The organism is Mycobacterium sp. UM_WGJ (assembly GCF_000455125.1).
Classification (GTDB): Bacteria; Actinomycetota; Actinomycetes; order Mycobacteriales; family Mycobacteriaceae; genus Mycobacterium.
The window spans coordinates 68,228-82,216 of sequence record NZ_AUWR01000030.1 but is presented as its reverse complement, the minus strand read 5'-3'; the positions used below and the strand labels follow the sequence as shown (position 1 = coordinate 82,216).

12 protein-coding genes are annotated in these 13,989 nt (G+C 67.5%); 10 read left to right on the top strand and 2 right to left on the bottom strand.

Annotation, left to right across the window (positions count from 1 at the left end; translation table 11 throughout):
* The first annotated feature begins 399 nt into the window (after nucleotides 1-399).
* Nucleotides 400-1,491, top strand: coding sequence for a DUF5631 domain-containing protein (locus N416_RS23540; RefSeq protein WP_231384153.1), 1,092 nt, complete (start codon nucleotides 400-402; stop codon nucleotides 1,489-1,491).
* Nucleotides 1,488-2,444, top strand: coding sequence for a hypothetical protein (locus N416_RS0110950; RefSeq protein ID WP_024442149.1), 957 nt, complete (start codon nucleotides 1,488-1,490; stop codon nucleotides 2,442-2,444). The genes N416_RS23540 and N416_RS0110950 overlap by 4 nt, the downstream gene beginning before the upstream one ends.
* Nucleotides 2,445-2,509: 65 nt before the next feature.
* On the opposite strand, the gene N416_RS23220 is transcribed toward N416_RS0110950, so the two are convergent.
* Complete coding sequence (locus tag N416_RS23220; protein WP_125079435.1) at nucleotides 2,510-2,785, bottom strand: hypothetical protein; 276 nt, start codon at nucleotides 2,783-2,785, stop codon at nucleotides 2,510-2,512.
* A 48-nt stretch (nucleotides 2,786-2,833) separates the two neighbouring features.
* Nucleotides 2,834-3,778, bottom strand: a complete 945-nt coding sequence (locus N416_RS22125; RefSeq protein WP_024442148.1) for a DUF4226 domain-containing protein — start codon at nucleotides 3,776-3,778, stop codon at nucleotides 2,834-2,836.
* A 149-nt stretch (nucleotides 3,779-3,927) separates the two neighbouring features.
* On the opposite strand from N416_RS22125, the gene eccB reads away from it, so the two are divergent.
* The 8 genes from eccB (at nucleotide 3,928) to N416_RS0110905 (ending at nucleotide 13,988) form a co-directional block, all read left to right on the top strand.
* Nucleotides 3,928-5,427 (top strand): type VII secretion protein EccB, encoded by a 1,500-nt coding sequence (eccB, locus tag N416_RS0110940; RefSeq protein WP_024442147.1) that lies wholly within the window; start codon nucleotides 3,928-3,930, stop codon nucleotides 5,425-5,427.
* A 4-nt stretch (nucleotides 5,428-5,431) separates the two neighbouring features.
* Entirely contained in the window at nucleotides 5,432-9,571 is a 4,140-nt protein-coding gene (locus tag N416_RS0110935; RefSeq protein WP_024442146.1) for a type VII secretion protein EccC, read from the top strand.
* A 99-nt stretch (nucleotides 9,572-9,670) separates the two neighbouring features.
* On the top strand, nucleotides 9,671-9,976 hold the full coding sequence (locus N416_RS0110930) for a PE domain-containing protein (protein ID WP_024442145.1): 306 nt from the start codon (nucleotides 9,671-9,673) through the stop codon (nucleotides 9,974-9,976).
* A gap of 3 nt (nucleotides 9,977-9,979) precedes the next feature.
* Entirely contained in the window at nucleotides 9,980-11,164 is a 1,185-nt protein-coding gene (locus N416_RS0110925; protein WP_024442144.1) for a PPE family protein, read from the top strand.
* A gap of 115 nt (nucleotides 11,165-11,279) precedes the next feature.
* Entirely contained in the window at nucleotides 11,280-11,597 is a 318-nt protein-coding gene (locus N416_RS0110920) for a WXG100 family type VII secretion target (RefSeq protein WP_024442143.1), read from the top strand.
* A 36-nt stretch (nucleotides 11,598-11,633) separates the two neighbouring features.
* Entirely contained in the window at nucleotides 11,634-11,927 is a 294-nt protein-coding gene (locus tag N416_RS0110915; protein WP_024442142.1) for a WXG100 family type VII secretion target, read from the top strand.
* A 101-nt stretch (nucleotides 11,928-12,028) separates the two neighbouring features.
* Nucleotides 12,029-12,877: an ESX secretion-associated protein EspG gene (locus N416_RS0110910; protein WP_024442141.1), complete on the top strand. Its 849-nt coding sequence runs from the start codon at nucleotides 12,029-12,031 to the stop codon at nucleotides 12,875-12,877.
* Nucleotides 12,878-12,971: 94 nt separating this feature from the next.
* Nucleotides 12,972-13,988: a MinD/ParA family protein gene (locus N416_RS0110905; protein ID WP_024442140.1), complete on the top strand. Its 1,017-nt coding sequence runs from the start codon at nucleotides 12,972-12,974 to the stop codon at nucleotides 13,986-13,988.
* The last annotated feature ends 1 nt before the right edge of the window (nucleotide 13,989 follow it).

Below are 13,989 nucleotides of genomic sequence, written 5' to 3'. Positions count from 1 at the left end.
ACCAACGGCCAAAGCGGATCGCGCGTGACCATCACACCCGCAGCTGCTACGGCCGGCGATACCTTAATCGGCCAGAACGCGGCCTCAAGCGGCGCAGTGGCGCCACCACCCGGAGGTGGCGGAGGTGGCGGCATACCCGGCGGAGTGCCGCCAGTCGGTGGTGGAGGCGGCGTCCCCTCCCCCATGGCCTCCGGCATGTCCGGCCTGGGCAGCCCCGGCGGCGGTGGAATGCCGCCCGGCCTCCCGGGCGGCGGGCCGGCCCAAGCGCTTGCCACGGGCATGCCAGGTGGTGGATCTCCCGGACCGGGCGGACCACCACCGCCTATACCGCCGGGTGGAGCCGGCACCGGAGGATTCGGTCAGCCGTCGCAGATTCCGCCCTCACCGTCGGTGACACCGATGGCGGGCGGTGCGCTCGGCAATATGGCCCAGTTGGCCAGCCCCAACACCGAGATCGCCCCGCCCGCTCCCACGGGTGGCGCGACACCGGCAGCACCCGCGGCACCGCCGGTGACAGCGAGCCCGGCCTCCGTGTCGTCGGGGCCGATCAGCGCCGGTCCGGTGGCCCCGTCGGGCCCCTTGCCCGGCTACGGGACGGATTTGCGCCCGGCCGCTGCCGCCGTCCCGGCCGCACCCACGGCACCCGCAGGTCCTGCGGGCCCGACTCCCCCGCCCGGTGGCACCACCACGCCGACGTCCGGGGGACCAACCGTGGCCTCCACCGGCGATCGTCCGGCACCGGGCAAACCCACACCCGGCGCCGCCAATCAGTCCGGCGCATCGGTGGCCGGCAGCATGGGCGCCGGGAGCACGGCCGGAGCCGGAGCCGGTACGGCCGCCCGGCGCCTTGCCGAACACCAGGATCTGCAGCGCAAAGTCGACGCGGTGGCCCGCCAGGCGCCGGACCTGGCCTGGGCGGCCGGGCTTCGCGACGACGAGACCACCACCGTGCTGGCCACCGACTTGGCCGGCGGCTGGATTCCGCCCACTGTCAAACTCCCGCCCGGGCTGACGTTGCTGGACCCGGCCCACCGTCGCCGCGATACCAGCGCGGTCGATCTGCTGGGTGCGGTGATCGCCGCCGCCGCCCATCAACCGAACACCTATGTCACCGATGCCGGTCCGAACGATCCGATTCCCGGCAGCGGGGAGCGCGCCCGCTATGGGCAGCACGTCGACGAACTCGGTCCCACGCTCATCGACATCACCGGCACCAACGACCGCCTACCGCGGATCGTGCAGACCGTGGCACGCGCCGTGGCCCGCAGATCCGGTGTCGCCGACAACGAAATCGAGCTGTTCCGGCAGGTAGTCACCGCGACACAGGCGCGCGTACTGTCGGCATATCCGCAGCATGCTCCGCGGGATGTCGCCGACTGGATGCTGTTGGCGGCCATCGACGCCCTGATCGATGGAAGCGAAGAGCTCGCCCGCTACCACCTGGCCTGGTATCTGGCAGTGGCCGTACGGCATGGAGGTGTTAGGCCATGACAGACGACTTCGTGAAGCATTACGGTGCGGACTTCTTGCACATCGCGCTCTCACAGCCCCCGACGGCAATCCCTCCGGGACCGGTCCATCCGGGCGGATCCTCCCCGGTCGACGCCACGATGGCCGCCTTCGGCGCCGCAACCAACTTGAACCTGGTCGAGACGAACACCGAACTCGCCAACGATCACCGGGACCGCACCGGCCACGCCGCCGATGCCGTGCGCAAGTTCGCCGAGCACGAGGCGGACGCGGTATCGAAGTTCCAGAACGTCGCCTCGCAGGGCGACGCCCTGATGGCGCAGCAATCACCGCAGGAAGCCATGGGCGGGGCGATGCAGGGCGTCAACGGCGCGATGCAGGGCATCACCAGCGCACTCAGCGGGGCCCTCGGCGCGGTGACCAAGCTGCCCCAGGGCTTGATGCAAGCCGGCCAGGGCGCGTTGTCACCACTGATGAGCGCCGCGTCGTCGCTGGGCAAGGCCGGCCTCGGCGGCACCACGCTGGCCTCAGACATCAGTCCCGACCCCGGCTTGGGCGGTGGAGATTTCGGCTCCGGCGGAAGCGGCGGAGGACTGGGTGTGGGCACCACGCCGGCCAGCAACCTCGGTCCGCCGCCGGTTCCAGGGACCTCAACGCCGACAACGCCCGCCAGCTCCCTGGCCAATACCGGTGCGGCCGGCCCCGCTGGCGGTGCGCCCACCGCGGGTGGGGGCGGCGGCGGGATGATGCCGATGATGCCCGGCGGGGCTGGCGCCGGCGGCAAGGGCGGCAAAGACGACAAGACCGACGCGAAGCGGATCGCCGCTCCGGGCGTGGCCAACGGCCAGCCCGTCAAGGGTCGCACGACGGCCCCGCCCAATGTGCCGGTGACCAAGTCCGTCGCAAAAGATGCCGGGCACCCTGGCATCACGCCGCTCAAGCGCATCGTGGACACGAACGACTCGTCGAAGTGACAGACCCTTCGCCGCGCTGATCGAAGCGGCGACTATGCGCCGCCGTTGTGGCGCACCCGGCCGAATTATTGGTCCACTTCGCGTCGCGAAAGATGAACCCGGACCAGCAGATAGACGCCTCCGAGTAGGCAAGACACCATGCGCAGCGCAGCCAGCCAGACCTTTCCACCCGCCGAAGACAGCTCGATCATGAGGAGAGGAACACAGAGCACCGCAAAAACGAGGAGTGCTACGCCGAACGCTCTTACCCGGCGGGGGTTTTTATCCAGTAACGGCAACGTCCCTGCCGTCACTAACAATGGCAGCAGTACTTGGAACAAATCACGGAACAAATTGATCACCTAGCACTCGAAGGATGTCTAGCTCGACACCAAAGGAAGCCGTCCGCATTACGTTGATCCGCCCAAGCACCGGATAATGTCGCCGATATTCAGCACACCGTCTCCCAGCGCCCCTGCAGCAGCGACAATCGCGATCGGCGGAGCCTCAGCAAGCGGTACCGCGCCGGCGACCCCCAAACCATCCAATCCGAGCGCGAAAAGGCTTCTAGCTGCGTCGTCAACGCTACATTGGCCCGCCTGCGCCGCTTGCAGCACGCGGATCGCCTGCTCCTGCTGACCCTTCGCGTAGCCCGCTCCTAACGTGTCGGACAATGCCTGCGTCCACTCCGCTGGAGTCCGGTTTGGAACATGGCTGTTAACCCATTGGGTCCCTGCTTCTGCGACTTCGGGGGGAACCCAATACGGCCCAAATTTCACCGGTGGAACCTGAGGGGACTCACCCGACGGTCTGCCGCCGAGTTCAGGCGGCAATTCCGAAAGCGGATGCCCGGTAGGGGGTTGCGGCATCGGCGGATCAGACGGGTCTGGCTTGAGCGGAGGTGTCTGCGGATTTCCAATACCGTGCCTAAAGCCGACCATTTGCGCCGACTCGTTCGCGCGGTCCGGGCCTGTTGACCCCTTCGGCCCACTCGACGCCAGATCGTCACGAGCCCGGTATCGCTCGGTCAGCGCCTGCACCTGCGCACTCCGCTGCTGACTGTCCGCTGCGGCATCGGAGATGACTTGGTGGACTTCCCGAGTCTTGCCCACGAGAGGGGTCTGGAACTGACGGGCCCCGGCCGGGGTGTCCAAGCCTGGCCAACTGGCGGCGGCCTGGTGGATCGCGGCCTCGATCGCATCCAAACGCTGCCGCGCCTGCACGTTGTGCTGGTGGGCTCCGCGCAGGATCCCCTCAAAAGACCGGTCGAGCTCAACCGCCATCGCCAACCGTTGCACCAACTGCTCTTCGCGTGCCCGGGCGGCCTCAGCGAACGCCCCCAACTGCTCCGGCATAGCTCAAAAGCTACGCCCGACGGCGTCATCGCGTGTTCCCAAGTGACTGGTTCCCGCTGGCCAAGGCCAGTAATGTCGTCGCGGTGCGCTTTGTCGCCGCAGGGGGCGGCGCAGCATCACCGAGCGTGCGCCGTTAGGGGTAACAGAGCATGCCGCTGAGTCTGTCGAACCGGGACCAGAACTCCGGTCACCTGTTCTACAACCGACGACTGCGCGCCGCCACCACTAAATTCTCGGTGCGCATGAAGCACGACGACCGCAAGCAGACCGCCGCGATCGTGCTCTCGGTCGTGCTGATCTTCATCGGCATGGGCTGGATGCTGTTGCTGAATGTGCTGCGTCCGGCCGGGATCGTGCGGACATCGTCGATCGTCGGCGACCGCGACTCCGGTGCGATCTATGCGCGCATCGACGGGCGACTGTACCCGGCGCTGAACATCACCTCGGCTCGACTGGCGGTCGGCAACGCGCAAGTGCCCACTTGGGTCAAGCCCGCGGAGATCGCCAAGTACCCCACCGGCCCGATGATTGGCATCCCGGGTGCCCCGACCTCATTGGTCGCCAACACCGGCGCCCCCTCGGCCTGGGCGGTCTGCGACACCGCGGGCTCCCCGCGCCGCGCCGAGCCCCCCGTGGTGACCTCGATCGCGGGCCCGTTGAGCACGGCCGGCCGTGCCGCGCCGCTGGCCCCGGGCGCGGCCGTATTGACCCGCTTCCAGGGCGCCACCTACGTCATCTGGGGCGGCAAACGGTCCCAGGTGGATCCCGCCGACCGGGCGGTCACCCTGAGCCTCGGCATCGATCCGGGCATCACCGCTCCGGTGGAGATGTCGCGGGCACTGTTCGACGCGCTGCCCAGCACGGAGCCGCTGCGGGCCCCGGTGATCCCCCTGGCCGGCACGCCGTCGCAGTGGGTGCCCGGCTCCCAGGTCGGGGCGGTGCTGGAGACCCGGACGGCCGGCGGCGGCTCCCAGTTCTATGTACTGGTGCCCGACGGGGTCCAGAAGATCACCAGTTTCGTGGCCGACCTGATCCGCAGCGCGAACTCATTCGGGTCCGTGGCGCCGCTGGTGGTCAGCCCGGACAAGCTGGTCAACATCCCGGAAGTCAGCACGCTGCCCGTGGAGTACTACCCCAACAGCAGGCTCACGTTCGTCGACACCACCGCCGACCCGACCACGTGCGTGGGCTGGGAGAAGGCACCCGGCGACCGGCAGGCACGGATCACCCTGTACAGCGGGCGAGGCCTGCCGGTGTCGCCCGCGATGGACAACCGGATCGTCCGGTTGGTGCGCGATGACCGCAGCCCCACCTCGGTGGTGGCCAACCAGGTCTTGGTGCTGCCGGGCGCAACCAACTTCGTCACCTCGACCAGCGAACTGCTCGACTCCGATTCCCGCGAAACCCTGTTCTGGGTGTCGCCCAACGGTGTCCGGTTCGGCATCGCCGGTGAGAGCGAGACCCTGCGGGGCCTCGGACTGGATCCCGGCTCGGCACAGCAGGCGCCGTGGCCGCTGCTGCGCACCTTCGCGACCGGTCCGGAACTGTCGCGGCATGCCGCGCTGCTGGCCCGCGACACCGTGGCGTCGGCCGGCGCGGTGCAGCCGGTAGTCCCCACCAATCAGCAGGGCGTCCCAGGAGGGCACTGAGGCGATGTCAAAGCGCGCATTCGTTCCGGTCCGTCTGCAGGTCCCCGAGCCCAAGCCGGTGCGGGTCGCGCCCCGCGCGCCGGACGCCCTCCCCGAACGCGAGCCACGCAACCTGTGGGTGATGATCGGCATGCCCGCACTGATCGTCGCGCTGATCGGCACCATCGTCATGCTCTACGTGTCCGGGGTGCGCAGCCTGGGTTCGGGCATGTTCCCGATGGTGGGCATGGCCGGCCTGGGCATGCTGATGTTCTCCGGGCGATTCGGCCGGGCCCGCAAGATCAGCTGGGGTGAGCAGGAGAAGAACCGGCGCAGCTATCTGCGATCCCTCGACAGCGAGCGCGACGAGATCCAGAAAGCGGTCTGCGCCCAACGCAATTCCCAGGAGTTGGTGCACTCCAACCCGCAGGACTTGGGCGCTGTCATCGGCGGACCGCAGATGTGGGAGCGTCGCCGCTCGGATGCGGACTTCCTCGATGTGCGGGTGGGTGTCGGTGTGCAGCACGCCCCGGACTCGGTGTTGTCGGTGCAGTGGCCGGAGATCCCGATCGACGAGGAGCTGGAGCCGGTCACCGGCCAGGCGTTGCGCGACTTCATTCTCGAACAACGCAAGATCCGCGACATCGCGAAAGTGGTCAACCTGCGCGCCCGCCCGGGCTTCAGCTTCGTTGGCGAGGACCTGGACGGGGTCCGCTCGTTGCTGCGTTCGGTGCTGAGTGGGTTGGCGGTGTTTCACAATCCGCTGGACGTCAAGTTGATGGTGGTGACCCGGCACCCCGAGCTGTGGTCGTGGATGGTCTGGCTTCCGCACAACCAGCACGACGAGCTGTTCGATGCCTGCGGGTGGCGGCGCCTGGTGTTCACCAGCCCGACCGAACTCGAGGCGACGCTCGGCGCCGACCTGCACATGAAAGGCAAGCGCGGCGCCTGGCGGCCGCCGTCGACGCCCAGTCCCACCACCATGGGCTCGGCGCTGGAGACCGGCACGGACGGGCACGATCTTGGTCCGCACTGGGTGATCGTCGATGACAACACCGGCAGCCCCGAGGCCTGGGAGAGCGTCGTCGGGCGCGTCGGCAAGGAGGGCATCACGGTGCTGCGGGTCGCCTCCCGGCTCGGCAATGGTGTCGGGTTCGCCCGCGATGAGATCTTCGAGGTCACCGGTAATCCGCCGCGTCCTATGCTGCGCTCCGGCGGCAAGTTCTTCGCCCACGCCGACCAACTGTCGGTGCCGCGCGCCTACCGCTACGCGCGGGCGATGGCGCGCTGGTCCCCGACAGCCAGTGTCGACGTCGCCGACGCGGGCAGCGGCGCCCTGGAACTGTTGCGCGCGCTGGGCATCGAGGACGCGCGCGAGCTGAACGTCGACCGGCTGTGGGCCGAGCGGCGCAGTCGCGGCGACGAACGCTGGGCGGAGATCCCGGTCGGCGCCAAACCCAACGGCGAACTGCAGAACGTCGTACTGCGCGCAAAAGACTTCGGCGGCTTCGGTTTCCACTCGGTGGTGATCGGCACCAGCGGCTCGGGCAAATCGGAGTTCTTCCTTTCCCTGGTGTACGGCATCGCGCTGACCCACTCGCCGGAAACCTTCAACGTGATCTTCGTGGACATGAAGTTCGAGTCCGCGGCCCAGGACATCCTCGGCATCCCGCACGTGTCGGCGGCCCTGTCCAACCTCGGTAAGGACGAGCGGCACCTCGCCGAACGGATGCGCCGGGCCATCGACGGTGAGATCGCCCGGCGCTACCGCCTGTTCAACTCCGTCGGTGCGCGCGACGCCAACGACTACGAGGAGATCCGGCTGGCCGGCCGGGACCTGGAGCCGGTGCCGATCCTGCTGGTGGTGATCGACGAATACCTGGAGTTGTTCCAGAACCACCCCAAGTGGATCGACCTGATCATCCACATCGGTCAAGAAGGCCGCGGCGCCAACGTCTTCTTCATGCTCGGCGGGCAACGACTGGACCTGTCGTCGCTGCAAAAGGTCAAGTCCAACATCGCCTTCCGGGTGGCTCTGCGCGCCGAGTCCGGTGACGACAGCCGCGAGGTAATCGGCTCGGACGCCGCCTATCACCTGCCCTCGAAAGAGAACGGCTTCGGGCTGTTGAAGGTCGGCCCGCGCGACCTGGACCCGTTCCGCTGCTTTTACCTGTCGGCGCCGTTCGTCGTCCCCAAGCGCAAGACGTCGACGGGCAAGACGCTCGACATGACCTTGACCAAACCGCGGCTCTACACCTGGCAGTACCAGCCGCTGGACGAGGCGGACGCGCAAGCGCTGCAGGATATGTCGGCCACCGATGCCGAGCCCGACGAATTCCTTTTGCACGCCGACGGGTTCAAGAAGAAGAAGATCGTCGATGTGCTGCGCGAGTCCCTGATTGCCGCCGACCGCAAGGCACCGCACCTGCCGTGGCTGCCCCCGTTGGAGATCTCCGAGTCGGTCGATCAGCTGGTGGCCCGCTACCGGGGCAAGCCGTGGAACGTCGACTACGGCCGCAACCCGGGACTGGTGTGGCCGCTGGCCGTCAAAGACATCCCCGAGGATGCCCAGCAGTTGGTGCACTGCGTCGACGTGTTGCGCAGCAACGTGATGGTGGTCGGCGCCAAGAGCCGCGGCAAGACGACGACGCTGATGACGCTGATGTGTTCGGCGGCGCTGATGTACACCCCGGCGCGGTTGACGTTCTTCTGTGTCGGCGGCGCCACGCTGGGCTACGCCGAGACGCTGCCGCATGTGGCCGACATCGTCTCGCCGGCCGACCGCGAGGGCGTGGAGCGCACCGTTGCCACCATGGCCGCGCTGATCAGCGCCCGCCAAGACACCTTCCGCCGCGACAAGATCGACATCAACGAATTCCGGGAGCGGCGCTTCGGGTCCGGTGGCGACAGCCTCGCGGGCACCGATCCAGGCGATCCCTACGGCGACGTGTTCCTGGTCATCGATGACTTCTCCGACCTCTACGCCGCCGACACCATGCTCGGCGACCGGATCATCGCGCTCAGCGGTGTCGGTCCCGAGTACGGAGTGCACCTGATGACCAGCGCTTCCGGCTGGATCCACGGCCAGCGTCAGACGTTGCTGCAGAACTCCGACGTACGCATCCAGTTGCGGCTGCAGAACCCGGGCGAGAACGAGATGGGCACGGCGTCGCTGGACGCCCGCGATGCCGCCAAGCGCACCGTGAACCGGCCCGGTTTCGGTCTGACCGAGTCGTTGCACGAGATGCTCATCGGGGTGCCGGAGCTGGCCACCGAAGACGGCGCCCGGATCGGGACCCGGGAACTGGGCGCGCGAGTCGCCGAGGTCGCGGGCGTGACCAAGCACACCACGCTCAAGCGGCTGCCGCCCGCGGTGGCGCTGTCGGAGCTCCTGGCCTACGACGTGGCCCAGCGGCCACCCGCCCGGACCGCTCCGTCGATCGCGTTCATGATCGGCGAGCAGCACGATCTGCTGCCGGTGCCGCTGATGCTGTCCGAACATCCCGGGATGATGATTCTGGGGCGGGCCCTATGCGGCAAGAGCGCCACCCTGGCCGCGATCGGCGAAGCGGTGATGGCGCGGTTCAGCCCGCAGGAAGCCCAGATCACCATCGTCGACCCCAAGACCGGACCGCTGCGTGACCTGCAGGGCGCCGGCTACGTCAATGCCTACGCCTACGACCAGGACGAGATCGACGAGGTGCTGACCACGCTGGCGCAGCAGGTGCTGCTGCCCCGGCTGCCCGCCAAGGGCCTGAGCCAGGAGGAGCTGCGCGCCCTCAAGCCGTGGGAGGGGCCGCGCCATTTCGTGCTGGTCGACGACGTGCAGGATCTGCGTCCGGCGCAGATCCATCCGGCCAAGCCCCCGGTGGGCGCGGCGTTGTGGAAGCTGATGGAGCGGGGCCGCCAGATCGGGCTGCACGTGTTCGCCACCAGGAACTCCTCCAACTTCGGCCAGCTGGAGATGGACCCCTGGGTCAAGACGCAGCGCGCCGCCAAGGTGCCCACTTTGTTCATGGACAACGACCCGCAGAACAAGGTCAATCGGATGGTGCGCGCACAGGCGTTGCCCGCGGGCCGGGGATTACTGGTCAACGATTCCGAAGTGGAAGGTGTGCTGGTCGGAGTGCCCTCGTCGATGATCCACGATTTCGAGCGGCAGTAACCGGTATTTACATCGTGAAGTGACGGGGACCGAATATCGGTTTACGATCGACTCCGACTTGCCAACGTCGGCACATCAGCGATGAGGCATGGGGAGGAAATTATGTTCTCTGTAGAACCGGAAGCGGTCTTGGCGTCATCGGGCGTCGAAGCCGCAATCACCGCCGAGACAGAGGCGGCCGCCTCCGCGGCCAGCCCGGCCCTGCTGGGCGTTCTGCCGATGGGTAACGACCCCGATTCCATCGCGTTCCAGGCCGCCCTGCTGGCATCGGGAACTCAATACCTGGGCATCGTCGCCGAGCATTCGGCGCAGCGCGGGCTGTTCTCCGGTGCGCAGGCCACCGCCTCGGGTGTCTACGGCGCCACCGAAGCGCTGCGAGCCGCCACCGTCGCACTCGGCGGCTAATCAGTGGCCGACCCGGGGTGGGCCGCCCGCACACCGGAGACCAACGACATGTTGATCAAATCCGGCGCGGGCGTTGCGACCATGCTGACCAATGGGGCGGCATGGACATCTCTGGGCGTGGCCCACCACGCGTCGGGAATCGCCTCGGCAGTCAACACCGCATTGACCTCGATCGGTTGGATCGGCGCCGGATCGGAGGGGTCGGTTCTCAACGCGACCCTGCTGAACGTGGCGTTGCACGGGCTGGCGGGCTGGGTGGATGTCAAGGCGCCGATCGTCGCGGCCGCGGTCGAGGCCTACCAATTGGCCTACGGCAGCATGCGCACCACTGCGGAGTGCGAGGAGAACCGGATCGAGACGGCCACCGACTACGGGATCAACCCGTCGGTACTGGGGGCCTTGACGCCGCGCATCACCTCGCTCGAATTCGAGTACTTCGGCCTGTTCTGGCCCAACAACGCCGCGGTAGGCGCCTCCTATGGGGCCGTGCTGACCGCGCTCATCTCCAGCCTGTCGGTCCCGGCACCGGTGGCCGGGATGGGCGCTTCACCCGCGGCTCCGGCGGCGGCGGCCAGCGCGGTCGGCGAAGCGGCATCGCAGGCCGCGGCCGGCGGTGCCATGCGCGCCGCCTACACCGGTACCTCGACGGCAAGCAATGCCGCCGGCCAGGGTGCCAACGCCGCCCAGGGCATGGGCTCGCAGATGAGTTCGATGCTGGGACCGGTTCAGCAGATCGGCTCGACGCTCATGCAAGCGCCGCAGTCGCTGATGCAGATGCCCCAATCGATGATGAGCCCGATGCAGTCTCTGATGGGCATGTTCATGAATCCGAGCATGCTGGGCGGCGCTCTGAATCCGGCCGGGGCCGGCGGGATGCCGGCCACGGCGATGCTGGCCAATGCGACGTCCACACCCGGTGCGGGCGGCTTTGGGGGCGGCGGGGCGGGCGCGCCGATGTCGGCGTTCACCCGACCGGTGAGCGCATTCGAGTCCGGCGGCGGCCGTCCGGTGGGGTTGCGGCCCAGTGGCGCGCTGGGTTCCGTCGAGTCGCAGCGGGTGACCACCACCAGCGCCGGCGGCATGGGCGGCATGCCGATGGCCCACGGCGCCGGAGCGGGCGGAAAAGGCCAAGGCGACCGGACCAATGACCGGACCAACACCGTGCGAGTTGTCGACGACCGGGTTTGACCTGGGCGTTTGCTGAATACAGGGTGAATCGACACATCCGAGAGGAGCAAATACACTACCGCCAGCTACATCCCGCCGAACCCGGGGGGGTTGTTCTACAACCGAGGAGGAACCGATGGCAGCAATTGTCGTCACGCCCGAACTGATGCGGAACACCGCGTCGAAGTTGGCTCAGCACATCGAACACGCGCAGGCGATCGCCAACCAATACCTGGCCGACCACGAGAACATCCTGGGGGCTGGCACGTGGGACGGTGGCGGCTCCAAGGCCTCGTATGCCACCGCCGCGCAGATCCACGAAGACGTCCAGAAAGTCCTCACCGGCGGCCACCGCCTGACCGAGGGCCTCAACCAGGCCGCTGCCCTGATGGAGTCGCACGAGTCCCACTCCGAGCACGCCTTCCACTCGCTCTTCGGCGGACAGTCCGCCTAACCCCCCACCCCCGTACTCGAAAGGACATCGATCCCCATGGCAGACAGTGGCGGTATCACCTACAACCCCGGGCCCGTCTCCGATCACGCCCACAGCGTGGTCACCAGCGCCGGCACCCTCGACCAGATCCACCAGGACTCCCACCAGCTCACCCAGATGCTGACCGAGTACTTCGCCGGCCACGGTGCCACCGGCTTCTTCGAAGCCCAGGCCCAGATGCTGTCCGGCCTGCAGGGCCTGATCGAGACCATCGGACAGCACGGCTCCACCATCGGCTCCGTGCTGGAAGGCGCCATTTCGACCGACCAGACGATCCAGTCCCTTTTCTGATCGCCCCCGATCGTCACCGAGGTGGGGTATCTGCGCGGACGGCGCAGATACCCCACTTCGTGTGTCAGGCCGACCACCGCAACCACTGAGACGAGGGTGACGTGCTGACTACGACGCTCGACGGGCTGTGGGTGCTGCAGGCCGTCACCGGCATCGAAACGCTCTGCCCGGAACTGGGGCTTCGTCCCCTGCTGCCCCGCCTGGACACCGCCGAACGGGCGCTGCGGCACCCGATCGCCGAGGAACTCACCGCGATCGGGGTGCTCGATGAGCAGGGCGAAGTGGACTCGATGGTCCGGGAATGGCTGACGGTGATCCTGCGGCGCGACATCGCGCTGATGCTCAACCTGCAATTCCCCGGGCGGCCCTCCGGCGACCCCCAGCACCTGACCCGCGTCTCGATCAGCCGGTTCGCCTCCTGGTGGGTGGTGCTCGAACGCCATGACCAAGAGGTGCGGCTCTACCCCGCCGGCAGCGCCACCGATCAGGCGGCCGCGAGCGATCTGCTGGTCGGCCAGATCGAGCGGTTGTGTGGCATCACCGAGGCTGCCCAACTGCGACCGGTCACCCTGGACACCAAGGAGCTGCTGGAGCGGGTCCGCGACCAGGACAGTCTGCGCCGCTACCTGGCCGCACAACGACTCGACATCGACCAGCAGCAGATCGTGGCGCTGGCTGCCGACCCACAGCAGTCCGGGCAGGCCAGCATCGTCGCGATCCAGCCCGGCGCCGGACCCGAGGAGCTGGCGCGGATGGCGATCGCGGACACCGCGGTGCTGATCTCAGACACTCCGTCGGGCCGCGTCTGCGTGGAGAACATCGACAACGGCGGCCGCCGCTACCAGATCGTCTCCCCCGGCACGCGTGGCGACGTCGCCAACGCGATCCTGCGGCTCATCGCTCGACTCCCGGCCGGCGCGGACTGGCATTCACACCGGCGGGTTGTGTGACAGTGAATTCACATCTTCACCATTACCGTGCATTACTGTCCACCGTGAGAAACATTGCAAACGTGGAATCAGCAGCCGTGTTAACATCACGCACGTGACGAGCCCATGGAATAGCCAGAATATGCCTGACGAAGGCTCATCCGGGCGGTGGGATCCGGCATCCAGCCACCGCTACCGGGATTCCGTATCGGACTCCATGCGCATTTCCGACCTGGCGACACCACGCAAGATTCCGCCCGGCTCGGGCTGGCGCAAACTGATCTATGTGGTATCAGCGAAAGTTATTAATCCCGGCGAATCTCCGCGCGAACGTCATTACCGTGATTTGCGTAATCGAATTCGCCGGCACATCCGGCGTCAGTACGTGATCACGTTGGTGTCCGGAAAAGGCGGCAACGGTGTGACGACGATGACCGCCGCCATCGGCAGCGTGTTCCGGGAATGCCGACCGGAAAATGTGATCGCGATTGACGCCGTTCCGGGCTTCGGAACACTGTCCGATCGCATCGACGAACACCCGCCCGGCGACTACTCGGCCGTTCTGAGCGACACCGACGTGCAGGGCTATTCCGACATCCGCGAACACCTCGGGCAAAACGCCGTCGGCCTCGACGTCCTGGCCGGCAACCGGACATCGGACCAGCTGCGCCCGCTCGTTCCGGCCATGTTCAGCGGAGTGTTGTCGCGGCTGCGGCGAACGCACAACGTGATCCTGGTGGACACCGCGGCAGACCTGGAGCACCCGGTCATGAAACCGGTGCTGGAGAACACCGACACGCTGGTCTTCGTCTCCGGGATCACCGCAGACCAGTCCCGCCCGGTGCTACGGGCGGTGGACTACCTGGCCTCGCAGGGCTACCACGAGCTGGTGTCGCGGTCCACGGTGATCCTCAACCACTCCGCCCCGGGCGAGGACAGTGCCGCGGTGGCCTATCTGACCGAACGGTTCAGCAAAACCGGCGCCACCGTGGAGGTAATGCCGCATGACGCCCACCTGGCAAAGGGCGGAATCATCGACGTCCACAACGAGGTAAAGAAGAAGACCCGGCTGCGGTTATTCGAAATAACCGCCGGTCTGGCCGACAAGTTCGTGCCCGACACCGAAAGGTAAG

Bases quoted from the DNA above. Each gene is read 5' to 3' on its own strand.
- N416_RS0110915 (WP_024442142.1), top strand. From the start codon at position 11,634: ATGGCAGACAGTGGCGGTATCACCTACAACCCCGGGCCCGTCTCCGAT.
- N416_RS0110935 (WP_024442146.1), top strand. From the start codon at position 5,432: ATGTCAAAGCGCGCATTCGTTCCGGTCCGTCTGCAGGTCCCCGAGCCC.
- N416_RS23540 (WP_231384153.1), top strand. From the start codon at position 400: ATGGCGGGCGGTGCGCTCGGCAATATGGCCCAGTTGGCCAGCCCCAAC.
- N416_RS22125 (WP_024442148.1), bottom strand. From the start codon at position 3,778: ATGCCGGAGCAGTTGGGGGCGTTCGCTGAGGCCGCCCGGGCACGCGAA.
- eccB (WP_024442147.1), top strand. From the start codon at position 3,928: ATGCCGCTGAGTCTGTCGAACCGGGACCAGAACTCCGGTCACCTGTTC.
- N416_RS0110950 (WP_024442149.1), top strand. From the start codon at position 1,488: ATGACAGACGACTTCGTGAAGCATTACGGTGCGGACTTCTTGCACATC.
- N416_RS0110920 (WP_024442143.1), top strand. From the start codon at position 11,280: ATGGCAGCAATTGTCGTCACGCCCGAACTGATGCGGAACACCGCGTCG.